The organism is Agrobacterium sp. 5Ca39, assembly GCF_055382365.1.
Genome location: NZ_AP026437.1, coordinates 1,701,173 through 1,724,575 on the forward strand (window position 1 = coordinate 1,701,173; position 23,403 = coordinate 1,724,575).

At 59.7% G+C, this 23,403-nt stretch carries 19 protein-coding genes; 13 read left to right on the plus strand and 6 right to left on the minus strand.

Annotated features, from left to right (window positions below; all coding sequences use genetic code 11):
• Positions 1–6: 6 nt before the first annotated feature.
• From ACZ47E_RS21505 to panB, 5 genes are all read left to right on the plus strand, one after another.
• The gene (locus tag ACZ47E_RS21505; protein ID WP_112636341.1) at positions 7–1,998 is read left to right on the plus strand and encodes an acetyl/propionyl/methylcrotonyl-CoA carboxylase subunit alpha; all 1,992 of its coding nucleotides are present in this window, start codon (positions 7–9) and stop codon (positions 1,996–1,998) included.
• Position 1,999: 1 nt separating this feature from the next.
• A complete protein-coding gene (locus ACZ47E_RS21510; protein WP_022562926.1) occupies positions 2,000–2,926 on the plus strand; it encodes a hydroxymethylglutaryl-CoA lyase in 927 nt (308 codons plus the stop codon).
• Positions 2,916–3,692, plus strand: coding sequence for an enoyl-CoA hydratase-related protein (locus tag ACZ47E_RS21515; protein ID WP_022562927.1), 777 nt, complete (start codon positions 2,916–2,918; stop codon positions 3,690–3,692). The genes ACZ47E_RS21510 and ACZ47E_RS21515 overlap by 11 nt, the downstream gene beginning before the upstream one ends.
• A gap of 138 nt (positions 3,693–3,830) precedes the next feature.
• On the plus strand, positions 3,831–4,709 hold the full coding sequence (gene panC, locus ACZ47E_RS21520) for a pantoate--beta-alanine ligase (protein WP_022562929.1): 879 nt from the start codon (positions 3,831–3,833) through the stop codon (positions 4,707–4,709).
• On the plus strand, positions 4,706–5,548 hold the full coding sequence (gene panB / locus ACZ47E_RS21525; protein ID WP_022562930.1) for a 3-methyl-2-oxobutanoate hydroxymethyltransferase: 843 nt from the start codon (positions 4,706–4,708) through the stop codon (positions 5,546–5,548). Before panC ends, panB begins: the two co-directional genes overlap by 4 nt.
• 192 nt (positions 5,549–5,740) lie before the next feature.
• Here the strand turns inward: panB and rhaI are convergent, their stop codons facing one another.
• Together rhaI and ACZ47E_RS21535 are read right to left on the minus strand one after the other, a co-directional pair.
• Complete coding sequence (gene rhaI, locus ACZ47E_RS21530) at positions 5,741–7,033, minus strand: L-rhamnose catabolism isomerase (RefSeq protein WP_048902889.1); 1,293 nt, start codon at positions 7,031–7,033, stop codon at positions 5,741–5,743.
• 102 nt (positions 7,034–7,135) lie between these two features.
• Positions 7,136–9,232, minus strand: a complete 2,097-nt coding sequence (locus ACZ47E_RS21535; protein WP_022562932.1) for a bifunctional rhamnulose-1-phosphate aldolase/short-chain dehydrogenase — start codon at positions 9,230–9,232, stop codon at positions 7,136–7,138.
• A 197-nt stretch (positions 9,233–9,429) separates the two neighbouring features.
• Between ACZ47E_RS21535 and ACZ47E_RS21540 the strand changes: the two genes are divergently transcribed.
• The 7 genes from ACZ47E_RS21540 (at position 9,430) to ACZ47E_RS21570 (ending at position 16,797) form a co-directional block, all read left to right on the plus strand.
• The gene (locus ACZ47E_RS21540; RefSeq protein WP_004445548.1) at positions 9,430–10,260 is read left to right on the plus strand and encodes a DeoR/GlpR family DNA-binding transcription regulator; all 831 of its coding nucleotides are present in this window, start codon (positions 9,430–9,432) and stop codon (positions 10,258–10,260) included.
• A 50-nt stretch (positions 10,261–10,310) separates the two neighbouring features.
• A complete protein-coding gene (rhaS, locus tag ACZ47E_RS21545) occupies positions 10,311–11,321 on the plus strand; it encodes a rhamnose ABC transporter substrate-binding protein (protein WP_004445550.1) in 1,011 nt (336 codons plus the stop codon).
• Positions 11,322–11,538: 217 nt separating this feature from the next.
• A complete protein-coding gene (locus ACZ47E_RS21550) occupies positions 11,539–13,071 on the plus strand; it encodes a sugar ABC transporter ATP-binding protein (RefSeq protein ID WP_022562933.1) in 1,533 nt (510 codons plus the stop codon).
• Between the two features lie 11 nt (positions 13,072–13,082).
• Entirely contained in the window at positions 13,083–14,084 is a 1,002-nt protein-coding gene (locus ACZ47E_RS21555; protein WP_022562934.1) for an ABC transporter permease, read from the plus strand.
• Entirely contained in the window at positions 14,081–15,091 is a 1,011-nt protein-coding gene (locus ACZ47E_RS21560) for an ABC transporter permease (RefSeq protein WP_072493167.1), read from the plus strand. Before ACZ47E_RS21555 ends, ACZ47E_RS21560 begins: the two co-directional genes overlap by 4 nt.
• Positions 15,092–15,094: 3 nt before the next feature.
• Positions 15,095–15,418 carry an L-rhamnose mutarotase gene (gene rhaM, locus ACZ47E_RS21565; protein ID WP_022562936.1) on the plus strand — a complete coding sequence of 108 codons (324 nt, stop codon included), beginning with the start codon at positions 15,095–15,097 and terminating at the stop codon, positions 15,416–15,418.
• On the plus strand, positions 15,415–16,797 hold the full coding sequence (locus ACZ47E_RS21570; protein WP_022562937.1) for an FGGY-family carbohydrate kinase: 1,383 nt from the start codon (positions 15,415–15,417) through the stop codon (positions 16,795–16,797). The genes rhaM and ACZ47E_RS21570 overlap by 4 nt, the downstream gene beginning before the upstream one ends.
• A 55-nt stretch (positions 16,798–16,852) precedes the next feature.
• Here ACZ47E_RS21570 and ACZ47E_RS21575 read toward each other — a convergent pair whose 3' ends face one another.
• The 4 genes from ACZ47E_RS21575 to ACZ47E_RS21590 all read right to left on the minus strand — a co-directional run bounded on the left by ACZ47E_RS21575 (position 16,853) and on the right by ACZ47E_RS21590 (position 21,306).
• Complete coding sequence (locus ACZ47E_RS21575; RefSeq protein ID WP_022562938.1) at positions 16,853–17,689, minus strand: alpha/beta fold hydrolase; 837 nt, start codon at positions 17,687–17,689, stop codon at positions 16,853–16,855.
• Positions 17,690–18,004: 315 nt separating this feature from the next.
• Positions 18,005–18,700, minus strand: a complete 696-nt coding sequence (locus ACZ47E_RS21580; protein WP_006698480.1) for an FkbM family methyltransferase — start codon at positions 18,698–18,700, stop codon at positions 18,005–18,007.
• A 155-nt stretch (positions 18,701–18,855) separates the two neighbouring features.
• Positions 18,856–20,790, minus strand: a complete 1,935-nt coding sequence (locus ACZ47E_RS21585) for a putative bifunctional diguanylate cyclase/phosphodiesterase (protein ID WP_003585661.1) — start codon at positions 20,788–20,790, stop codon at positions 18,856–18,858.
• Positions 20,791–20,799: 9 nt separating this feature from the next.
• Positions 20,800–21,306 (minus strand): putative pterin-binding protein, encoded by a 507-nt coding sequence (locus tag ACZ47E_RS21590; protein WP_022562939.1) that lies wholly within the window; start codon positions 21,304–21,306, stop codon positions 20,800–20,802.
• A 614-nt stretch (positions 21,307–21,920) separates the two neighbouring features.
• On the opposite strand from ACZ47E_RS21590, the gene ACZ47E_RS21595 reads away from it, so the two are divergent.
• Entirely contained in the window at positions 21,921–23,357 is a 1,437-nt protein-coding gene (locus tag ACZ47E_RS21595; RefSeq protein WP_022562941.1) for an NAD-dependent succinate-semialdehyde dehydrogenase, read from the plus strand.
• The last annotated feature ends 46 nt before the right edge of the window (positions 23,358–23,403 follow it).

A 23,403-nucleotide genomic window follows, 5' to 3' on the forward strand; every position in this document is an offset into this window, starting at 1 on the left:
GCGACGATGTTTTCGAAAATACTCATCGCCAACAGGGGCGAGATCGCCTGCCGCATCATCCATACCGCCCGCAAAATGGGCATTCGTACCGTCGCCGTTTATTCCGATGCCGATCGTGACGCCATGCATGTGGCGCTTGCCGACGAAGCGATCGCCATCGGCGCTGCACCCGCGCGTGCCTCCTATCTCGATGGCGAAAAGATCATCGCCGCAGCGAAGACAAGCGGCGCAGAAGCCATTCATCCGGGTTACGGTTTCCTTTCGGAAAATGCCGGTTTCGCCGAAGCCTGTGCCGCCGCCGGGCTGGTGTTCATCGGCCCACCGGCCGCGGCGATCCGCGCCATGGGCGGCAAAAGCGAAGCAAAGGCACTGATGGCCAAGGCTGGCGTGCCCGTGGTTCCCGGTTATCACGGTAAGGACCAGGCGGAGGAACGGCTGGGGAATGAGGCGGAAGCCATAGGCTATCCCGTCCTGCTCAAGGCTTCGGCCGGCGGCGGCGGCAAGGGCATGCGCATCGTCAGGCAAAAACGTGAATTTGCAGCGGAACTTGCCGGGGCAAAACGCGAGGCGTCGGCCGCCTTCGGTGATGACCGCATGCTGATCGAAAAATATCTCGAACGGCCGCGCCATGTGGAGGTTCAGATATTTGCCGATAGCCACGGCAATTGTTTTTCCCTTTTCGAACGTGACTGCTCCATCCAGCGCAGGCATCAGAAGGTCATGGAAGAAGCCCCTGCCCCCGGCCTGCCGGATGCGCTCAGGCAACGTATGTATGAAGCGGCAACAGCCGCCGCCCGTGCGATCGACTATCGCGGTGCGGGAACCGTGGAATTCCTGCTCGATCCTTCCGGCGCATTCTATTTCATGGAAATGAATACGAGGCTTCAGGTCGAACATCCCGTGACCGAGTATATTACCGGTCTCGATCTGGTCGAATGGCAGATCCGTGTTGCGGATGGTGAAACGTTACCGCAGGACTGGGCCGATCTCAGCATACATGGTCATGCCATCGAGGCCCGTATCTATGCCGAAGACCCGGCGCATGATTTCCTGCCCTCGGTCGGCACCATCAGCCATCTCGTTTTCCCCGATCAGGGCCCTCACGTCAGGATCGACAGCGGCATCCGCGCCGGCGACGCCATCACCGTGCATTACGATCCGATGATCGCCAAGCTTATCGTCTGGGATCGGGACCGAGCCTCAGCCGTGCGGCGTCTGACGCTGGCGCTGGAAAATCTGGCGATCTGCGGCGTCACCAGCAACGCCGCCTTTCTGACACGGCTTGCCCGATTGGAAGCTTTCGCCTCAGCCGACCTCGATACGGGTTTCATCACCCGCAACGAGGCTTCGCTCTTTGCTCCAGCCGCGAGTGATGGAAGTGTCATCGCGCTCGCCGCGCTTGGCCTGCTGCTCTCCCGCCGGACAAATGGAATGTCGCAATCAGAGGCGGATCCCCATAGCCCGTGGAACACGAAGGTCGCATTCCGCCTCAACGCACCGGCGCGGGAAACGCTGAATTTCATGTTTGATAACCAGCCGTTAAGCGTCGGCGTCACGCATGAGGGTGATGAATTCACGCTCGCAATCGAGGGGCGGACGATCCGAGCCTACGGCAGCCTTTCCGGTGACGGCCAGCTCCTTGCAACCTTGGACGGCCGGAAAAGTCAGGGCTATTTCTTCGCAGAGACCGGCACCTATGCGCTTTTCCTGCATGGCGAGCCTTACCGCATCAGCCAGCCAGATCCCGTCGAAATCGCGGATTCTTCCGTTCATGCCGGTGGCCTGGAAGCTCCCATGCCGGGCGTGATCCGCGCGGTGCTCAGCCGGAACGGTGCTGTCGTGGAGGCCGGCGACGCGCTTGTGGTTATGGAAGCGATGAAGATGGAGCATACGATCCGTGCGCCGGCGAAGGGCATCGTCAAGGCCATCAATTGCAATGAAGGCGATATGGTCGCGGCCGGCGCGGTGCTGGTGAATTTCGAGCCGGAAGGAGCATGAGATGAGCTTGCCCCGAACCGTCAGGATCGTTGAGGTCGGCGCACGTGACGGCTTGCAGAACGAGACCACCGAGGTTCCGACCGCGACAAAAATCGAGCTTATCGAGCGGCTGGCTGCAGCAGGACTGAAAACGGTGGAAGCGGGCGCTTTCGTCTCACCCAAAAAAGTGCCGCAGATGGCGGGGTCGAAAGAGGTGTTTAGAGGCCTCGAAAGGCGAGCGGGAACGGCCTATCCGGCGCTTGTTCCCAACATGAGAGGTTTCGAAGCTGCCTTTGAAGCCGGTGTCACGGAAATCGCGGTTTTCGTGTCCGCCTCCGAAGGTTTCAGCCAGCACAACATCGGCTGTTCGCGCGCCGAAAGCCTAGACCGTCTGCGCGATGTCGCGGATGCCGCTGCCGTGCGAAATATCCGCATGCGCGGTTACCTTTCCTGCATTGCCGGCTGCCCCTATGACGGAGCAGTTGCGCCCGATGAAGTGGCGGCGATGGCGGATGCCCTTATTGCGCTCGGCTGCCATGAAATCTCGCTGGGTGATACGATCGGCATCGGCACGGCGGGCCAGATCCGCAACATCATCGAGCGGGTCTCGGCACATATCGCGCTTGAAAAACTCGCCATGCATTTCCACGATACCTACGGACAGGGCGTCGCCAACGTGCTGGCTTCGCTTCAACAGGGCATAACGACGTTCGACAGTTCCGTCGCCGGGCTGGGCGGTTGCCCCTTCGCGCCGGGCGCGAGCGGCAACGTCGCCACCGAAGACGTCATTTATCTGCTTTCGGGACTTGGTATAGAAACCGGCGTCGACCTGATGGCCGTGGCGACAACCGGTGACTGGATAAGCAGGCATCTGGGCAGGTCCAATGCAGCGCGTGCCGGCAAGGCACTTCTCGCCGCGAAACGGAAGGGTGAAGCCCATGGCAAATGAGGTGTTGAGCGAGAAACGCAAGGATGTTCTGTGGCTGACGCTCAACCGACCGGAGGTGCATAATGCCCTGAATGCCGCGATGACCGATGCGCTCACCCATGCGATCCGCGCAGCCTCCGGCGACCATGGCCTGCGCGCCGTTGTGATAACGGCAGCGGGAGAACGCAGTTTCTGTTCGGGTGCAGATCTGAAGGAAAGTGCGGGCGGCATGTTCCTGTCCCGGGACGGCACGAACCCTATAGCCGACGTCATGCGCGCCATAGAAGGCTGCGACAGGCCCGTCATCGCCCGCATCAATGGCCGGGTTCTGGCGGGCGGGCTTGGCCTCGTTGCCGCCTGCGATCTCGTCTATGCAGCCGATCATGCCGAATTCGGCCTGCCGGAGGTGAAGGTCGGTGTTTTCCCCGCCATGGTCGCAGCGAAACTTCTGGCAAAAATCCCATTGGGCGGGCTTCAGGAAATGGCTTATCTCGGCCACACGGTCAGCGCCAGTGAGGCGACACGTCTCGGGCTCATAAACCGCGCCGTTCCCCTCGCCAGCCTCGACGGCCTGATCGAAGAGGTTCTTGCAACGCTGCGGCACAATGCACCGGGTGCCATCGCGGCCGGAAAGGCGGCGCTGCTCGCCATGCGCGACATGCCGTCGGCGGAACGGCTCGTCTTCGCCGAACGCATCATCGCCGTCGTCAGCGGCAGTGATGAGGCGCGGGAGGGACGTCTGGCCTTTGCGGAAAAACGTCCCCCGCGCTGGACCGGCAAGCCCTGAGGCCAGACAGGCAGGGTGTGTCGATCGCCAACTCCGTTAATCGATATAATGGGTTTGACCGCGTTGACCCCGTTTCACAAATCGCGTTCTATCCAGCACCTTTCGCCGGAGGGTGATCGGGAAGCCGGAGGAGACCCTATGCGCCTTGTAAAAACTGTCGCCGAATTGCGCGATGCGATCGCCGTCTTTCGCCGCGCCGGCAAAACCGTCGGCTTCGTACCGACGATGGGTTTTCTCCATATCGGTCATCTCACGCTGGTTTCCAGAGCGAAGGCGGAAAACGACGTGACGGTGGTTTCCATCTTTGTCAATCCGTTGCAATTCGGCGCCAATGAGGATCTGGCCCGCTATCCGCGCGACCTCGCCCGCGACAGCGCGCTTCTGGAGGAAGCTGGCGTCGACATTCTTTTCGCGCCCGAAGTCTCGGAGATGTATCCGCGTCCAATGGCAACCGTCGTTGACGTGCCGGAACTCGGCAGCCAGCTGGAAGGCGCGGTTCGGCCGGGGCATTTCGCCGGTGTCGCAACCGTGGTGACGAAGCTTTTTAATCTTGTTCAGCCAGATTCGGCTTATTTCGGTGAGAAGGACTATCAGCAGGTAACGTTGATCCGTCGCATGGTCGAGGACCTCGCCCAGCCAGTCAGGGTCGTTCCCGTCACAACCGTGCGGGAGCCGGATGGGCTCGCCTGCTCCTCACGCAACGTCTATCTGAGTGACGAGGAACGCGCCGCCGCCGTGATCGTTCCGCGGGCGCTGAACGAGGCGGAACGGCTTTATGACCTGGGATTGGATGACCCCGCCGAGTTCGAATCGGCTCTCGAAACATTTATCGCCGCCGAGCCTTTGGCATGTCCCGACGTCGTTGCGGTACGCGATCCCGATACGCTGGCACCCGTTGCTTCCGTGCAGGCAGGGCCAATATTGGTGGCGCTGTTCGTGCGCCTCGGCAGCACAAGGCTTCTCGACAACCGCGTCATTGGCCGCGAGAGAACAGAGAAAAGGGAGGCAGCCCAATGAGCGCCCATGGAAAACAAAAACGGCTGACGACGGCCTTCATCCGGCAGATGAAGGGCGAGGCGCGCATCGTTTGCCTGACCGCCTATACCACACCGATCGCCCGCCTGCTTGACCCGCATTGCGACCTGCTGCTGGTCGGCGATTCCCTCGGCATGGTGCTCTACGGCATGGATACCACAGTCGGCGTGACGCTGGACATGATGATCGCCCATGGCCGCGCCGTCATGCGCGGCGTCGAACATGCCTGCGTCATTGTTGATCTGCCCTTCGGAACCTATCAGGAATCCAAGGAACAGGCCTTCCGCAACGCGGCGCGGCTGATGCAGGAAACCGGCTGCGACGGCGTGAAGCTGGAGGGAGGCGAGGAAATGGCAGAAACCATCGCCTTCCTGGTAGCCCGCGGCATTCCCGTCTTCGGCCATGTCGGTCTGATGCCGCAGCTTGTTCACACGGCCGGCGGCTTCCGCTCGCTGGGGCATTCTGATGCGGAAACGCAAAAGATCTGGCGTGACGCGATTGCGGTGGATCAGGCGGGCGCCTTCGCCATCGTCGTAGAAGGCACAGTCGAGCCGCTGGCCCGCGAGTTGACGGAAAAACTTGCCGCGCCCACCGTCGGTATCGGCGCATCGCCAGCCTGTGACGGGCAGGTGCTGGTTTCCGACGACATGCTCGGCCTCTTCACCGACTTCAAACCGAAATTCGTCAAGCGTTTCGCCGATCTGGGCCCGACGATCTCCGAAGCGGCGGCGGCCTATGCCGATGAGGTTCGCGCAGGGGCGTTTCCCGGGCCCGAACATACGTTTCAGGTGCGCCGACAATCGCCTTCTGGGACGTCGTGAAGGCGCAGCGGGCGGGGGCGCTTCGTGACCAACACCTTCACCGTCGTCATGCTCGGGCCTCTCCCGAGCATCTATTACCGATCGATTTTATGCAAAGCAGGCAGATCCTCGGCACAATGCCGGGGATGACGTCGAGATAGAGGCAAGGTGTGTAGTCAGCCTCGGCTCCCCCCTGTTCCAACGACACCGAATTTACACAATCCCGCCGCTGCCGCCAACCGAAGCCGGGCGCTTCGCCGCAACCTGCTCGCGATAGCCGCTTGCCCGATAGGCCGCAATCGGATCAATCGCGCCGCCTGCCAGTTGCCGCGCCTGAGCGAGAATCGGTTCGACATCGGTGCGGTAGGCCCGCTTCAGCACATCTGAAGCCATCAATGCATCATTGTCCTGCTGGTAGCCGTCAAGAGCCACACGATCCACCAGCAGCGCCTGCGCATAGGCGCGACGGATTTCGTTGGCGCTGGAGATCAGGCTTTCGATCGGGTCCGTCACATTATGCGACTGATCGATCATGTGGGCGGGATGGAAACCCTTCACCCCGCGGTGTTCGGCGTCGACAAGTTCGTTGAAAACGAGGAACAGGCGGTAAGGGTCGATCGAGCCGGCATCCAGATCGTCATCGCCATATTTGCTGTCGTTGAAGTGGAAACCACCGAGCTTGCCGAACTGTATCAGCCGGGCGACGATCATTTCGATATTGGTGTTGGGCGCATGGTGACCAAGATCAACGAGGCAGAAGGCCTTGTCGCCGAGCGCATTGGCGATGAGATAATTGGTGCCCCAATCCTGCACGACGGTGGAATAAAAGGCCGGCTCATACATCTTGTGTTCGGAAAAGATGCGCCAGTCATCGGGCAGCGCCTTGTAGATGTCGGCCATTGCGGCGAGATAACGCTCGAAACTTCTGGTGAAATTGCTCTGTCCGGGGAAGTTGGAGCCATCACCCACCCACACCGTCAGCGCCTTGGAGCCGATGGCCCTACCGATTTCGATACATTCGAGATTGTGTTCCACCGCCTGCCGGCGTGTGGCGGCGTCGGTGTGGCTGAGCGAGCCGTATTTGTAGGAATGGCTCTGGCCCGGAGCATCCGAAAACGTGTTGGAGTTCATGGCGTCGAAGCCGAGACCCAGCGCATCCGCATGGGCTTTCAGGCGTTTCGGGTCTTCCTTGTCCCACGGAATATGAAGTGAAACATTGGGCGTCGCCCGCGTCAGCTGGTTGATGACGGCGCAGTCATCGAGCTTGTCGAAAATGCCGCGCGGTTCGCCCGCGCCGGGAAAACGGGCAAAACGGGTTCCGCCGGTGCCGACGCCCCAGGAGGGCACGGCAACGAAAAATTCGGCGACCCTGGTTGTGACGGCCTCGATATCGATATTGCGGCGCGCGAGCTGGTTGCCAAGCGCCTGATAATCGTCCTTCAAAGCAGCAGCGCGCTTTTCGTTTTCAGCCGCGATCACATCGGCGGCGATTGTCGTCTCGGTCATCTCTTCCTCCCCGGAATCGGTCCAGTGCATGCTAGTTCATCGCCCCAGCTCCGTTATTCCGGCTCAAGGCCGGAGTGACGGAGGTAAGACGTGGAGAAATTTCTACCGCGTAAAACTCTGCGCATTACCCGCATCGACATTGATGATGTTGCCGGTGGACTTTGCGGAGGCGTCGGACGCCAGGAAGTAGATCGCCTCGGCGATATCTTCCGGAAAGACATTGAGTTTTAGCATGGAGCGCTTGCGGTAATGTTCCTCCAGGTCGGTCACTTCGATCTTGGAAGAGGCCGCGCGCTGCTCGCGCCATTCGCCGCTCCAGATCTTCGAACCGCGCAGCACGGCATCGGGATTGACGGTGTTGACGCGAATGCCGGCCTCCGCCCCCTCAAGCGCAAGGCAACGGGCGAGATGAATTTCTGCCGCCTTCGCGGTGCAATAGGCCGAGGCATTGGGCGAAGAGGCGAGGCCGTTCTTGGAAGCGACAAAAACGACGTTGCCGCCGAGATTCTGGCGCCGCAGCAGCCGGAATGCTTCTCGCGAAACGAGGAAATAGCCTGTCGCGAGAATGTCGATATTCTTGTTCCACATGGCAAGCGTCGTATCTTCCACGGGAGCGGAAGAAGCGATGCCGGCATTGGAAACGAGGATATCCACGCCTCCGAATTCCACACTCGCTTCCGCGAAGGCGGAAATCACTGCATTCTCCTGCGTCACGTCAAGCTTGACGGTACGCACCGCATCCGCGCTATACCGCTTGACGAAATCGCCCTTCGCAGCCTCCAGTGCCGCTTCATCGATATCGGCCAGCACCACACAGGCACCCTCGCCCGCCAGCCGCTCCGCCGTCGCCCGGCCGATACCGCCGGCGCCGCCCGTAACGAAGGCCACGCGGCCCGCAAGGCTCTTCGGCTTCGGCATGCGCTGCAGCTTCGCTTCTTCCAGCAGCCAATATTCGATATCGAAGGCTTCCTGCTCGGGAAGACCCTGATATTCCGACACGGTGGACGCGCCACGCATGACATTAATAGCGTTGACATAAAATTCGCCGGCGATGCGGGCCGTGGCCTTGTCTTTAGCGAAAGACAGCATGCCGACGCCGGGGATGAGGAATATCACCGGGTTCGGATCACGCATTTTTGGCGAATTATCGTGGCGGCAAGCTTCATAATAGCGCGTGTAATCCGCGCGATAGTCCTCCAGCGCCTTGTCTAGGCTGGCCGTCAGCGCATCCACATCTGGATTTGCGGTATCGAGATCAAGGATCAGCGGACGAATTTTCGTGCGCAGGAAATGGTCCGGGCAGGATGTGCCCAGCGCACCGAGCGGTTTCAAATCCTTCGAATTGACGAATTCCAGAACGGCATCCTGATCGTCAAAGTGGCCGAGCTTGCGTTCTTCACGGCCGATGCGGCCACGGATTTCCGGCATCAACCGGGCGGCGATGGCCCGACGTTCGGCAACCGGCAGGCTTTTGGCCACTGCCCCGCCGAAGATCGCCTTGCCTTCGGTCTCTTCCGCAAACCATTCGATGGCCTTGTTGATGATGGCGAGCGTCAGTTCGTAACACGCCTTGGCGTCGTTATCCCATGTGAAGAGGCCGTGGCTTTCCAGCACGACGCCCTTGGCTTTCGGATTGGCCTTGACGAAAGCTTCCAGATCGAGGCCCAGCTGGAAACCGGGGCGACGCCAGGGCAGCCAACCGATGTCGTCGCCGAAAATCTGCTGCGTCAATTCCTTCGAGTTTTTCGAGGCGGCGATAGCGATGATTGCATCGGGATGCATATGGTCGACATGATCATAAGGCACGAAACCGTGCAGCGGCGTATCTATGGAGGCCGCGCGCGGATTGAGGTTGAAGGTGCAGTGCGGCAGGAAGCCGACCATGCGGTCCTCATCCTGAACACCCTTGTAAATGCCTTTCAGCGCTTCCAGCTTGTCGAGATAAAGCGTTGCAAAACCATCGAGCTTGATGGTGCCGACATCGCCGCCGGAGCCTTTCACCCACATGACGCGGACCTTCTCGCCCGTCAGGGGATCGGCTTCAAGCACCTTTGCTGATGTGTTCCCGCCTCCGTAATTGGTGATGCGCTTGTCGGCACCGAGCAGGTTGGAGCGGTAAAGAAGCTTTCCCGGCTCATCGAGCGTCCTGGCATAAGCGTCGTCCCAACGGCTTTCGAGAAGGCGGGATGTTCCCGTCATGTCTTCCTCCCACATGGTCTTCATTCGCGAACCGACACCGGTCCGCCTCCTTTAACGGCAGGTATCGCGCATCCAAAAGCCCAATGTCAATCAAAAACGATCATAAATTTTCATGTTGCAGCGCGATATTGATTAATTTGATCGTTGTTGATTGACAACGTAAAGAGATTGCGAATAATCACGATCAGGAGGACCAAATGCACGAACGCGAACGCCATCGCATCATCTTGAGCGCCATACAGGAAAAACCTGTGGTGACGGTGCAGGATATTGCGGAATTGACGGATGCGTCGGAAGCGACCATTCGGCGGGATATTGCGTCCCTGCACGTGCAGGGCAAGTTGCGGCGCGTGCGCGGCGGTGCGGAAGCGGTGCATCCGCCGCAGCTCGGCAATCTGGCCGCGCGGCCATTCCGCGTGTCCGAATCAGTCAACATCGACAAGAAACGCGCAATTGCGCGCAAGGCGGTCGATCTCTGCAATGATGGCGATGCGATCATCCTGAATGGCGGCACCACGACATTCCAGATGGTGCATTACATGGCGGCGCGCCGCCTGCAGGTGATGACCAATTCTTTCGCCATCGCCGAGCATCTGGTGAAGCATTCCAAATGCAATGTCAGCGTGCCGGGTGGCGCGATCTATCGTGACCAGAGCCTGATCCTGTCACCCTTCGAGAATGACGCAATCCGCAACTTCTATGCACGGCGGATTTTTCTCGGGGCGCAGGGCGTGGGTGCGCTCGGCATCATGGAATCCGACGCGCTGGTCATACAGAGCGAGCAGAAGCTGATGCGGCAGGCGGAAGAGCTGATCGTGATGGTCGATTCCTCGAAATTCAGGAAACGGTCCAGCCTCATTCTCTGCCCGCTCGAGAACGTCTCGACCATCATCACCGATGACGGGATTTCTGACGAGGCGGCAAGGATGGTGGAAGATGCCGGGGTAGAGCTGCTGATCGCCGGCGCCGTGGCGGACGCGAAAACGGCCGGTCCGCCGGATGAGGAGAATTCTTCGTCGGTCGCTTGAGGAGCGCCGGCAGGGAAGTTGCAAGGTTCAAAAACGGGAGGAAAAGGGACATGAAACTTACACGCAGAACATTGACGAGCGTACTCGCGCTCGGCGCGGCACTCTCCGTCGCCGGACTCGGCGGCGTTGCACAGGCCGCCGACGTGAAGATCGCGCTGGTGGTGAAATCGCTTGGCAACGGCTTTTTCGAAGCCGCCAACAAGGGCGCACAGGAGGCCGCAAAGGACCTCGGCGGAGTCGAGATCATCTATACCGGCCCGACCAGCACAACGGCGGAAGGCCAGATCGAAGTCATCAATTCGCTGATCGCGCAGGGCGTCGACGCCATCGCCATTTCCGCCAACGATCCCGACGCCGTGGTTCCGGCGCTGAAGAAGGCGGCGCAGCGCGGCATCAAGGTGATTTCCTGGGATTCCGGCGTTGCGCCCGAAGGACGCATTCTTCAGCTCAACCCCTCGTCCAACGCGCTGATCGGCAAAATGTGCCTGCAGCTCGCAGCATCGCATCTGGAAGGCGGCAAGGGCGATTTCGCCATTCTTTCGGCTACCACCACGTCCACGAACCAGAACATCTGGATCGATGAGATGAAGAAGCAGCTGAAGGACTTCCCCGGCCTCAACCTCGTCACGACGGTCTATGGCGACGACCTCGCCGACAAGAGCTACCGCGAAGCTCAGGGCCTTCTCTCCTCGCAGCCGAATGTGAAGGTCATCGTCGCGCCAACGACGGTCGGCGTTCTCGCCGCTTCGCAGGCCGTGAAGGATGCCGGCAAGATCGGTCAGGTCTATGTCACCGGTCTTGGCCTGCCTTCCGAAATGGCCGGCGCCATCAAGTCGGGTGCAACCAAGGAATTCGCCATCTGGAACCCCATCGACCTCGGCTATTCCGCCACCCAGATCGCCTATCGCCTCGTGAAGGGCGAAACCGACGGCAAGCCGGGTTCGGAAATTGAAGCCGGCCGTATGGGCAAGATCAAGGTTGGCGAAAACAGCGAAGCGGCGATGGCTGATCCGTTCGTTTATGACGCGAAGAATATCGATCAGTTTTCGAAGATTTTTTAATCTGAGAAGTTGCTGACCGCGGGCGGAGGGTTACCCCCCTCTGCCCTGTCGGGCATCTCCCCCTCAAGGGGGGAGATCGATATGCCGCACCCGCTCGATTCATAACGCGGGGTGCTATCCGCTTGCCGATCTCCCCCCTTGAGGGGGAGATGCCCGGCAGGGCAGAGGGGGGGGGGCCCCAATCACTTCACTCAAAACCGACCGGTAAGACCTGACGATGCGCGCTGAAACCCAAATCCTAAACGCTGCAGAAGCCCCCAGCCCCACGCCCATTCTGGAAATGCGCGGCATCAGCCAGATATTCCCTGGCGTGAAAGCGCTTGATAGCGTCGATATCGCGCTATACCCTGGCAAGGTTACCGCGCTGATCGGCGAGAACGGCGCGGGCAAATCCACGCTCGTCAAGATCCTCACCGGCATCTATCGCCCGAACGAAGGCGAAATCCTGCTGGATGGCAAGACTGTCCACTTCCACAGCGCACAGGATGCCATCGATGCAGGCGTCACTGCCATTCATCAGGAAACCGTGCTGTTCGATGAGCTTTCCGTCGGTGAAAACATCTTTCTCGGTCATGCCCCGAAGGGCCGTTTCGGCCTGATCGACTGGAAGACCATCAATACGCGTGCCAGAATTCTGCTTGAACAGCTCGAAAGCGCCATCGATCCGACGATCCGGCTGAAAGACCTGTCGATCGCACAGCGCCACCTCGTCGCCATTGCCCGCGCCCTGTCGGTCGAGGCGCGCATCGTCATCATGGACGAACCGACCGCCGCCCTTTCGCGCAAGGAAATCGATGATCTCTTCCGCATCGTCGAAAACCTGAAGCGGCAGGGCAAGGCTATTCTCTTCATCAGCCACAAATTCGATGAGGTCTATGAGATTGCGGAAAACTATGCCGTCTTCCGGGACGGCAGGATGGTGGGCGCCGGCACGCTCACGACCACCCCGCAGGATGAAATCGTTCGGCTGATGGTTGGCCGTGATGTAACGAATGCCTTTCCAAAGCAGGCTGTTACGCTGGGTCCCACGGTTCTTTCAGTCCGCGATTACTCTCATCAGACCGAGTTTCGCGATATCTCTCTCGAGTTACGCAAGGGCGAAATTCTTGGCCTTTACGGGCTGATCGGCGCCGGGCGTTCGGAGCTTTGCCAGTCGCTGTTCGGCATCACCCGCCCGGCATCGGGTGAAGTGATGTTGAACGGCCAACCCATCACAATCCGCTCGCCGGAAGATGCCATCCGCGCCGGTATCGTCTACGTGCCGGAGGAGCGCGGCCGCCACGGTCTGGCGCTAGACATGCCGATCTACCAGAACATGTCGCTGCCTTCACTCACACGCACCTCGCGCAAGGGCTTTCTGGCCGCCGCCAACGAATTCGCGCTTGCGCGCAAATATGCCTCGCGGCTCGATCTGCGCGCCGCCGCCCTTTCGGTGCCGGTCGGTACACTTTCAGGCGGCAACCAGCAGAAGGTGGTGATCGGCAAATGGCTCGCCACCCAGCCAAAGGTCATCATCCTCGATGAGCCGACAAAGGGCATCGATATCGGCTCCAAGGCAGCGGTGCACGGCTTCATCAGCGAGCTCGCGGCCGAAGGCCTGTCGATCATCATGATCTCGTCCGAACTTCCCGAAATCCTCGGCATGTCCGACCGCGCCATCGTCATGCGCGAAGGCCTGATGGCGGGCCAGTTCGAACGCGCCGATTTTTCCCCGGAAAAGCTGGTGCGCGCCGCCACCGGCAATGCCTGAGAGGGGCTAACATGCAACGTCTACTCAAAAACCGCGAATGGCTGCTGGCGGGTATCATCATCGTCATGATCGCCGGTTTTGCGATGCGCGCCCCCGGCTTCGGCCGGCCCGGCAATCTCGTCAACATCTTCAACGATACCTCCATTCTCATCATTCTGGCGCTGGGCCAGATGGCGGTCATCCTTACAAAATCCATCGACCTCTCGGTCGCAGCCAATCTTGCCTTTACCGGTATGGCGGTGGCGATGACCAACGCTGCCTTTCCGGGCATTCCGCTGCCGCTTCTTATCGTCATGGCTGTCGGCATCGGCGCGTTTCTCGGCTCGCTCAACGGCGTTCTGGTCTGGTGGCTCGGCATTCCGCCCATCGTCGTCACGCTTGGTACACTCACCATCTATCGCGGCATGGCCTTCGTGCTTTCGGGCGGCGGCTGGGTGAATGCGCACCAGCTATCCCCCACTTTCCTCAACGTGCCGCGCACCATGATTCTCGGCATGCCGGTCCTTTCCTGGGTGGCGATCCTCATCATCGCCGGCGCCTGGCTGGTGCTCGGCCGGACTTCCTTCGGCCGCTCCGCTTATGCCTCGGGCGGCAATCCGAGTGCAGCCGTTTATACGGGCATCGATGTCGGCCGCACGCGCTTCTTCGCCTTCGTGCTCTCGGGCGCGCTCGCCGGTCTCGCCAGCTATCTCTGGGTGTCGCGTTACGCGGTTGCCTATGTCGACATCGCCGCCGGCTTCGAACTGGACAGCGTGGCGGCAAATGTGATCGGCGGCATCTCGATTGCGGGCGGCATCGGTTCGGTGGCGGGTGCCGTGCTCGGCGCGCTGTTCCTCGGCGTCATCAAGAACGCGCTCCCCGTCATTGGCATCTCGCCCTTCGCGCAGATGGCGATATCAGGCGTCGTCATCGTGCTCGCCGTCGTCTTCAACGCCCGCGCTGAGGCTAGAAAAGGCCGCATCATCCTGCGCGACCGGGCCGCAGGTGATCAGCCCACGGAGGCCGCAGCATGAGCACGCCATCCCATTCAACACAAAGCCCGCGCATCATTCCAGACAAGCTGGGAACACCTCTACGTCGCATCATGGGCAGCTGGGAAGTGCTGCTGCTCGGCGTCGCGATCCTGATCTTCATCGCAAATTCGCTGGCCTCGCCCTATTTCCTCAATGCCTGGAACCTGTCTGATGCGACCTTCAATTTCACGGAAAAGGCCATCATCGCATTTGCCATGGCGCTGCTGATCATCGCCGGTGAGATCGATCTCTCGGTCGCCGCCATCATCGCGCTCGCGTCCACCGCCATGGGCGCTGCGGCGCAGATGGGCGCCGGCACGCCGGGCCTTGTTGCGATCGGCATCGGCACCGGGCTTTTGTGCGGCGCCTTCAACGGTTTCCTGGTCGCCGGGCTGAAACTGCCGTCCATCGTCGTCACCATCGGTACCATGAGCCTGTTTCGCGGCATTTCCTACATGGTGCTGGGTGATCAGGCCTATGGCAAATACCCCGCCGATTTCGCCTATTTCGGTCAGGGTTACGTCTTCTGGGTGATTTCGTTCGAATTCGTCCTGTTTATCGCCATGGCCATTCTCTTCGCCGTTCTGCTGCATGCCACCAATTTTGGCCGGCAGGTCTATGTGATCGGCAACAACCCGTTCGCCGCCCGTTTCTCCGGCATCCCCGTCGAGCGGGTGAAGTTCATCCTCTTCCTGCTCACGGGCCTGATGAGCGGCATTGCCGCCGTCTGCCTCACCTCGCGGCTCGGTTCGACGCGGCCGTCGATTGCTCAGGGCTGGGAGCTGGAGGTCGTCACGATGGTTGTGCTGGGCGGCGTGTCGATCCTCGGTGGCTCCGGCACCATCGCAGGCGTCGTCATCGCAGCCTTCGTCATGGGCCTCGTCACCTTCGGGCTTGGTCTTTTAAATGTGCCCGGCATCGTCATGTCGATCTTCGTCGGCCTGCTGCTGATCATCACCATCGCCATCCCCATCGTTGTCCGCCGCCTTCGGTCCATGAGAAGCTGAGCCATGACGGAACTCGAAAAATACGCCTTCAAGATGAAACTCTTTCCGGGAAAAGAGGCCGAATATAAAAAGCGCCATGACGAGATATGGCCGGAACTGGTGACACTGCTGCACGAGGCAGGGGTGAGTGACTATTCCATTCATCTCGACCCGGAAACCAACATCCTTTTCGGCGTGCTGACGCGCCCGAAGACCCATCGCATGGCGGCTCTGCCAGAGCATCCCGTGATGAAAAAGTGGTGGGCCCACATGGCCGATATCATGGAGAGCAATCCCGATAATTCGCCGGTCGCAAAAGATCTGGTGACGGTGTTCCGTCTGCCATGAGCAAGAGCACCAGACCGGACCGCGTCGCGGTCATCGATATCGGCAAGACCAACGCCAAGGTCGTCGTCATCGACACCGGCAGCGGCGAGGAGATTGCCAGCAAAAAACAGGCGAACCCCGTCCTCCGCGATGGAATTTATCCGCATTACGATGTGGAGATGCTCTGGCGCTTCATTCTCTCCACGCTTCAGCGTTTCGGCCAGAAGCCCGGCTTCGATGCGATTTCCATCACGACCCATGGCGCTTCGGCAGCACTTCTCGATGGGAACGGCGACCTCGTCATGCCCATGCTCGATTATGAACACAGCTATTCCGCAGCCATTGAGGAAGCCTATCGCAACATCCGGCCCGATTTTGCCGAGACCGGTTCACCACAGCTTCCCGCCGGGCTGAACCTTGGCGCGCAAATCCATTTCCAGAAGACGGCCTTTCCGAACGATTTCGCCAGGGTGCGCAGCATCGTTACATATCCACAATATTGGGCGGGACGTCTGACCGGCATTCGGGCCACGGAAACGACCTCGCTCGGCTGTCATACCGATCTCTGGAACCCGCGCCGGAAGAGCTTCTCCTCGCTCGTCGAGCGTCTCGGTATCGAGACGTTAATGGCGCCGGTCCGCTCCGCTTTCGATGTCCTGGGTACAATCCACCAATCACTGGCACTCGAAACCGGCCTTTCGCCGCATATGCCGGTCTATTGTGGAATCCACGATTCCAACGCCTCGCTCCTGCCGCATCTTCTGCGCCGCGACGGTGATTTTTCGGTCGTCTCCACCGGCACCTGGGTGGTGAATTTCGCCATTGGCGGCGCGGCGGGTGCGCTCGATCCCATCCGCGACACACTCCTGAATGTCGATGCTTTCGGCCGTCCCGTTCCCTCCTCTCGCTTCATGGGCGGCAGGGAATATGAAATGCTGGCACAGCAATTCGGAGAAGCGAAAGACGAAGCAATAGACGCAGCTCTCGGCGGCGTTGTGGCCAGGGGCATGATGCTGCTGCCGAGTGTTGTCAGCGGCTCCGGCCCGTTTCCGGACAAGACGGCGCAGTGGCTCAGCGATAAAAACGCCACCGCTGCAGAGCGACACGCGGCGACATCGCTTTACCTGGCGTTGATGACGGAATTCAGCCTTTCGCTCATCGGGCGGAAAGGTCCCATCCTTGTCGAAGGCCCTTTCGCCAGCAACGCCCTTTATCTGAAGGCGCTGGCCGGCTTTGCAGAGACGGACGTAACGGCGGTCGAAGGATCAACCGGCACCAGCGCGGGCGCGGCCCTGCTCACCGGCATCAAACCGCTTGCCGGTCGAGAGCGCCATTTCACGCCGCACGACATTCCCGGTCTCACGTCTTACCGCAATGTCTGGCGAGGCCGCCTCGCCTGATGCGAAACGCAAAATGCGGCCGAATGATCGGCCGCATTCTGATGTCGCAAAAGTATCAGCCCTTGATGAAGGCCAGGACATCGGCGTTCAGCACATCGGCATTGACGGTGAGCATGCCATGCGAGAAGCCGGGATAGGTCTTCAGCGTGCCGTTTTTCAGCAGCTTCACCGACTTGTGAGCGGAGTCGGCGATCGGAACGATCTGGTCGTCTTCACCGTGCAGAACAAGCGTCGGAACGCTGATATTCTTCAGGTCCTCGGTCTGGTCGGTTTCCGAGAAGGCCTTGATGCCATCGTAATGGGCCTTTGCACCACCCATCATGCCCTGACGCCACCAGTTCTGGATCACGCCTTCATGCACGGTCGCGCCGTCGCGGTTGAAACCATAGAACGGGCCTGCCGGCACGTCGCGGAAGAACTGCGCACGGTTTGCGGCAAGCGCTGAGCGGAAGCCGTCGAAAACCTCCATCGGAAGGCCTTCCGGATTGGCTTCGGTCTTGACCATGATCGGCGGTACGGCGGAAACGAGAACGGCCTTGGCAACACGGCCGGCGGGCTCGCCATGCTTTGCGACGTAACGGGCAACTTCGCCGCCGCCGGTGGAATGGCCGATATGGACGGCATTCTTCAGATCGAGCGCTTCGACGACCGCAAAGGCGTCGGCGGCGTAGTGGTCCATGTCGTGACCATCGGCAACCTGGGTGGAACGGCCGTGACCACGGCGGTCATGGGCGACAACGCGAAAACCCTTGGAAACGAAGAACAGCATCTGCGCATCCCAGTCATCGGACGAGAGCGGCCAGCCGTGGTGGAAAACGATCGGCTGGGCATCCTTCGGGCCCCAGTCCTTGTAGAAGATTTCGGTTCCGTCTGTCGTCTTAACAAAGCCCATGATCGTTTCTCCTTCGGTTGCGTTGGAATCTCAGGTGCATCCTGTTGTGCGCCGGTTTGATGGAGGGATAATGACGCAGGAAAATGGCTTCAACAATTACAATAATAATTCGGAATGAATTGCATTTTTCGCAATAATAATAGAGCTGCCCGCTGCCAGATGAATTGCGGCACGGGCACTAAACGGCATGAAGCGCCAAAGGTTGCGCCAGATGGCGCAAGCGGTTGGTAAATGATTGCGCGCAGAACGCTTAGCGCCTGCCCGCAGCTTGAAACAAACTCCCCAACGTCGCCCTTGGCTTGAGATGCCCGGCTTTCAATCCACCTCGGGATCGTATTCCCTCGGGCTGTCATCCCGGGAAAACAGCACGCAAGGACCGCGAGAGCCGCGCGGATCATAGGCATAACCCTTGGCGGTGAGTGCCTGCATGATGTCGCGGACGCCGGCGAGACCGTAGAGGTGGTCGTGCAGCTCGACGAATATCCGCTCCACGCCGCTCAGGTCGGCCCTGCCTAGCAGATCGCGTTCCGCACCCTCGATATCCATGACGAGCGCTGTGATGCCGCGGCTCGCGATGAATTCATCGATGTTGGCGGAGGAGATTTCGATGCGTTTTTCATAGGGACCCTGATTTTCGTCCATGGACGACATCCAGAGATCCCTGCGAACGTAAAAAGAATAGGAGCTTGGCTCGTCGGCGGTGAGAAGCCCCTGCGAAAACACGACGTTACCCCGGCAATTGGCCTTGATCACCCGCTCGGCCAGCGCCGCAGTCGCGGGGTTGGCCTCGAAAGCCCATACGGAAACATCCTTGATCCCTGCAATGATCGACGTGATGATCCCGATACCGGAACCCAGCTCCAGCACCCGATCACCGGGCTTGATGGCTTTCAGGACGCTGCGAGCCTCCTTCGCCTCGTAGCTGCCGTCGGTCAGCGCCTGCCAGATGACGGGCGACACCTCATCGGAAGAAAGAGGCAGGGCAACTCCATGCACGTCCAGTATTTCCATGTCTCAAGCCTTTTCGCAAAATCCGGTCGTCTCGCCGCAACGGTCCCGTATCAACCGAAAATGCTCTACAGCATCGTTGCGGTAACCGGTATGGGTTTTCGCGAGCGACGGTATCACTTGGTAAAAATTTCAATGGCCGCCAGGACAGGCGCGTCTCAGGCAGAGCTCCAGGCGACGAGTTCCTTGGCCGGCAGCGGCCTGCTGATCAGATATCCCTGAACCTGGTCGCATCCCAGACGCCTGACGCATTCATATTGCTCTTCCGTCTCGATACCTTCCGCAATCGTCGTCATTCGCAAACTGCGGCCAACGCCGACCACGAATTCCACGATCGCCAGCGCATCCCGGTCGCTGGTGATATCGCGCAGAAAGGATCGGTCGATCTTGATCTTGTCGAAGGGGACGCCGCGCAGATTGGCGAGCGATGAATAGCCAGTGCCGAAATCATCCATGGCGATCTTGATGCCGACTGCCTTCAACCGCGACAGCGTGTTGATCGTCTGGTCGCTCTTGTTGAGCAGGATCGATTCGGTGATCTCAAGTTCGAGCCGGCTTGGTTCCAGTCCGCTTTTTTCAAGCGCGCCCATGACGTTTTGAATAAGGTTGGTACTGTGGAACTGAACGGGTGACAGATTGACGGCGACCTTCATGTCCTCGTCCCAGCCCATCGCCTCGCGGCAGGCGGTTTCCATCACCCACTTTCCGAGCGAATGGATGAGACCGGTTCTTTCCGCGACGGGAATGAACACACTGGGGGGCACATCGCCGCGCACCGGATGTTTCCAGCGAAGCAACGCCTCGAAGCCGCAAAGCTTGCGCGTCTGCGTCGCCACCTGCGGCTGGTAATAAACTTCCATCTCGTCGTTCTGCAGTGCCGTCTGCAGATCGGCTTCGAAGGATTTCTTCTCGGTCAGCTGCTTCTGCATCCGAACCTTGAAAACGCTCGCACGGCCTGGACCGATGGCTTTCGCCTCGTAAAGCGCCAGATCCGCCCGCTTGAACAATTCATCCGCATCCACTGCACCGTGCGATATGGCGATGCCGATGCAGGTGCCGATTTTGACCTCCTGCTCACCCAGCTGATAGGTGCGGCTGATCTGATCGATGAGCTTGGTGGCAAGACGGCGCGCGGCGTCCTCATTCAGATCGTCGGAGACAACCGCGAACTCATCGCCTCCAAGGCGGCAAACCATGTCATAATCGCCGCCGATGGCCGAGAGGCGCTGCGCCACGGCCTGAAGCAGCGCATCGCCTGCATCGTGGCCGAGCGTGTCGTTGACATCCTTGAACCCGTCGAGATCGAGCAACAATATGGCTGTCGTACCGGTGCCACCGAAGGATCGGCGCAGCCGCTCGATCAGTTCCTGCCGGAACAGCGCCCGGTTCGGCAGGCCCGTCAGCGCATCGTGATAGGCATCATGCTCCAGACGGACATTCTTTGCCTGCAACTCCAGCGTCGCGGCGCGCAGATCGTCCGTCAGCCCGCGCATGCTTTTCTGCGCGCGGTTCAGGAGATCGTTCTGGCGAAGCAGCAATATGACAAGCGCGATGCCGCAGAGGATGAGACCGCCAGCCAGCGCCGTATAGACGATGTGGAGCTTGCGGACATCCTCATGGGCGGTATCGATCAGATTCACATCATACGCGACGGAAGACGACGCGAGCGTCGTCATCGGCGCATCCAGCGCGCTCATGGCGGCAAGAAGATCGGGCACATCGCTCGAATTCAAGCTGTTTATCTGCTGTTCGAGACGCGCCAGAACGGCGTCAAGGCGGGTTACCAGATCCCGCCATTGCTGCTTTTCATTGATGAAAGCGCCGAGGTTGCCCTGCTTCAACAGCTCCAGGCGACTGAGCATGATATCCAGACGCAGCTGCAATTCATCCCGGTCAACCCTGCCGGGATTAAGCGCGAACACGGCGAGTTTATTCTGGAGGCGCAGATATTCGGCTACGGTCTGGCTGACGGCCCATGAGTCATTATAGCGGGCGAACTTCTGCAGAGCGGTCTGCCGCTCGGCAATGACGAAAGCGATATAGCCCGTTGCCAGGACGAAGCAACAGATGATCACCGCCACAAGTTTTCGCAAACGGCACCTTTATTCCACTATCAGTTTGGCAACTTGCCATGCGGACCGCGAATAATAAGTCTGCTTCTGCAGTTCCGGGTCGCTGTCATAGGGATAGATGACAAACAACGGGCCCTTTTCGCGTACTGTCATATAATTGCCATCCAGTTTAATGGCGAGGATAACATTGAATTTCTTAAAGTCTTCAACCGGTATCGTGCTCACATAATCGTTGAGAGCCACCGCCGTGACACTGGTGCCCTTTGCGCCGACGACATCCATCAGCTTGGCAAGCGACACACCGTCAAAACGGACACGGCCGTCGTGCCACGGTGTCGTCGTCTCCACGGTGTCCATGCCGAGCGCTTCCAGCATGTCGCGGTCAAATTCCGCAGCTCCATCGGTATTAGTGTTGGTGATGTTGCCGGATATGGTTAATATCGGCTTGCCCTGCGGCTTGGCTATGTTTCCCGCCTCGGCACAGGAAAGCCACACGAGCGACATGAACGCACTGAGAAGTACCCGGGCGAAATTCATAATTTTTCTCCATCGATAACGTTCAGGTCGAGGGTTTTCGCCAACCCTGGAAGGTCAAGGGAACCGCCAACAGCATATATATCAGGAACCGATGTTATATCCTCACTGAGATTTTATCCGTATTTTCTCTAGGTATTGAGTAAACCCTTTGGATAATTTTTCCGTCTTATTGTACTTTTTGACGTTGCGCGCCCTGTTATGACGCAACCGGTAACGCCGCGCACCGCCCGCCCCCGATCCGTCCAGCGTGACCACGGCCGAATTGTGGCCGAATTTCCACCGTTTCCTTACGAAGCAACGTGATTCGCGCCCGCCGTTGCCGCCGGAAATCGGCATCGACATCCATGACGGCACAAACGGCGAATGATGGTTCCGCGTCACATAAAAATCATGGCATTACCTCGGGCAAGCGGTTGAAACATACCGCCCGGAACTTAATATAAGCACTGTCGTTTCCGTTTCCGGCAGTCCACGACCTCCGCCGGAAAAGCCCAGACACCTGTTCCACGCTGCGAAAGCTGCGACGCCGGATTTCGTCCGGCCAGGAAAATTCTGTTCACCTCTCCGGGCCGGGCGGCATCCGCCGTATCGGCCGCATCATGAAGGTAGCCCCTATGCACACCTATCCCGACATCAAACTTCTCATTGGTGGCGAATGGCGCGATGCCGTTTCCGGCAAGACAATCGCCGTCTCCGATCCGGCGACGGACGAAATCATCGGCGCGATTGCGCATGCCGAGAAGGAAGACCTCGATCTGGCGCTCGCCGCCGCCGAGCGGGGTTTCAAGGTGTGGCGCGACACCTCGCCTTTTGAGCGCTCCAAGATCATGCGCAGGGCGGCCGACATATTGCGCGAGCGCAAGGACAAGATCGCCTACATCATGACCCGCGAACAGGGCAAGCCGCTGGCGCAGTCCGCCACTGAAATCATGGGTGCAGCCGACACCATCGACTGGTTCGCAGAAGAGGCGCGCCGCACCTATGGGCAGGTCATCCCGGCGCGGGCAACCGGTGTCTCACAGCTTGCCATCAAGCTGCCGGTCGGACCTGTTGCAGCGTTTACGCCATGGAACTTCCCGATCAACCAGATCGTCCGCAAGCTTTCCGCCGCGCTTGCAACCGGCTGCTCCATCATCGTCAAGGCGCCGGAAGAGACGCCGGCGTCGCCTGCCGAACTCATCCGCGCTTTTGTTGATGCGGGCGTTCCGGCGGGCGTCGTCGGCCTCGTCTATGGCGTACCGTCAGAGATTTCGGAATATCTCATTCCGCATCCGGTCATTCGCAAGATATCCTTCACAGGCTCCACGCCCGTTGGCAAACATCTGGCTGCACTGGCCGGCAGGCACATGAAGCGCGCAACGATGGAACTGGGCGGCCATGCGCCTGTCATGATCTTCGACGACGCCGATATCGACAAGGCCATCGAAGTCACCTCGCTTGCCAAGTTCCGCAATGCCGGCCAGGTCTGTGTCGCCCCTACCCGCTTCCTTGTGCAGGACGGTGTGGCCGATCGGTTCCTTGAAGGTTTTGTGGAAGCAACCAAGGCGATCAAGGTGGGCAATGGCCTGGAAGATGGTGTCGTGATGGGCCCGCTCGCCAATGAGCGTCGCATCCCGGCGCTGGAAGGCCTCATCAACGACGCCGTTTCGCATGGCGGTGAATTGAAGACCGGCGGCCGCCGCATCGGTAACAAGGGCAATTTCTTCGAGCCGACGGTTATCGCCAATGTGCCGACATCAGCCAAGATCATGAATGACGAGCCCTTCGGCCCGGTCGCCATTATCAACCGGTTCTCAAGCTTCGATGACGCCATCACCGAGGCGAACCGCCTGCCCTTCGGCCTTGCATCCTATGCCTTCACCGGTTCGGTCAAGACCGCGCACGCGCTTGGCCAACAGGTCGAGGCCGGCATGCTGACCATCAACCACAACGGCCTTGCTCTTCCCGAAGTCCCCTTTGGCGGCATCAAGGACTCCGGTTATGGCACGGAAGGTGGCTCCGAAGCGGTCCAGGCCTATCTGGAGACGAAGTTCGTCAGCCAGATGAGCTGATTTTCGCAGAAAATTCTTCTCCCGCCGCGGAGAAGGTGGCCCGAAG

Coding starts and splice junctions, on each gene's coding strand:
- ACZ47E_RS21505 (WP_112636341.1), top strand. CDS start 7: ATGTTTTCGAAAATACTCATCGCCAACAGGGGCGAGATCGCCTGCCGC.
- ACZ47E_RS21510 (WP_022562926.1), top strand. CDS start 2,000: ATGAGCTTGCCCCGAACCGTCAGGATCGTTGAGGTCGGCGCACGTGAC.
- ACZ47E_RS21515 (WP_022562927.1), top strand. CDS start 2,916: ATGGCAAATGAGGTGTTGAGCGAGAAACGCAAGGATGTTCTGTGGCTG.
- panC (WP_022562929.1), top strand. CDS start 3,831: ATGCGCCTTGTAAAAACTGTCGCCGAATTGCGCGATGCGATCGCCGTC.
- panB (WP_022562930.1), top strand. CDS start 4,706: ATGAGCGCCCATGGAAAACAAAAACGGCTGACGACGGCCTTCATCCGG.
- rhaI (WP_048902889.1), bottom strand. CDS start 7,033: ATGACCGAGACGACAATCGCCGCCGATGTGATCGCGGCTGAAAACGAA.
- ACZ47E_RS21535 (WP_022562932.1), bottom strand. CDS start 9,232: ATGACGGGAACATCCCGCCTTCTCGAAAGCCGTTGGGACGACGCTTAT.
- ACZ47E_RS21540 (WP_004445548.1), top strand. CDS start 9,430: ATGCACGAACGCGAACGCCATCGCATCATCTTGAGCGCCATACAGGAA.
- rhaS (WP_004445550.1), top strand. CDS start 10,311: ATGAAACTTACACGCAGAACATTGACGAGCGTACTCGCGCTCGGCGCG.
- ACZ47E_RS21550 (WP_022562933.1), top strand. CDS start 11,539: ATGCGCGCTGAAACCCAAATCCTAAACGCTGCAGAAGCCCCCAGCCCC.
- ACZ47E_RS21555 (WP_022562934.1), top strand. CDS start 13,083: ATGCAACGTCTACTCAAAAACCGCGAATGGCTGCTGGCGGGTATCATC.
- ACZ47E_RS21560 (WP_072493167.1), top strand. CDS start 14,081: ATGAGCACGCCATCCCATTCAACACAAAGCCCGCGCATCATTCCAGAC.
- rhaM (WP_022562936.1), top strand. CDS start 15,095: ATGACGGAACTCGAAAAATACGCCTTCAAGATGAAACTCTTTCCGGGA.
- ACZ47E_RS21570 (WP_022562937.1), top strand. CDS start 15,415: ATGAGCAAGAGCACCAGACCGGACCGCGTCGCGGTCATCGATATCGGC.
- ACZ47E_RS21575 (WP_022562938.1), bottom strand. CDS start 17,689: ATGGGCTTTGTTAAGACGACAGACGGAACCGAAATCTTCTACAAGGAC.
- ACZ47E_RS21580 (WP_006698480.1), bottom strand. CDS start 18,700: ATGGAAATACTGGACGTGCATGGAGTTGCCCTGCCTCTTTCTTCCGAT.
- ACZ47E_RS21590 (WP_022562939.1), bottom strand. CDS start 21,306: ATGAATTTCGCCCGGGTACTTCTCAGTGCGTTCATGTCGCTCGTGTGG.
- ACZ47E_RS21595 (WP_022562941.1), top strand. CDS start 21,921: ATGCACACCTATCCCGACATCAAACTTCTCATTGGTGGCGAATGGCGC.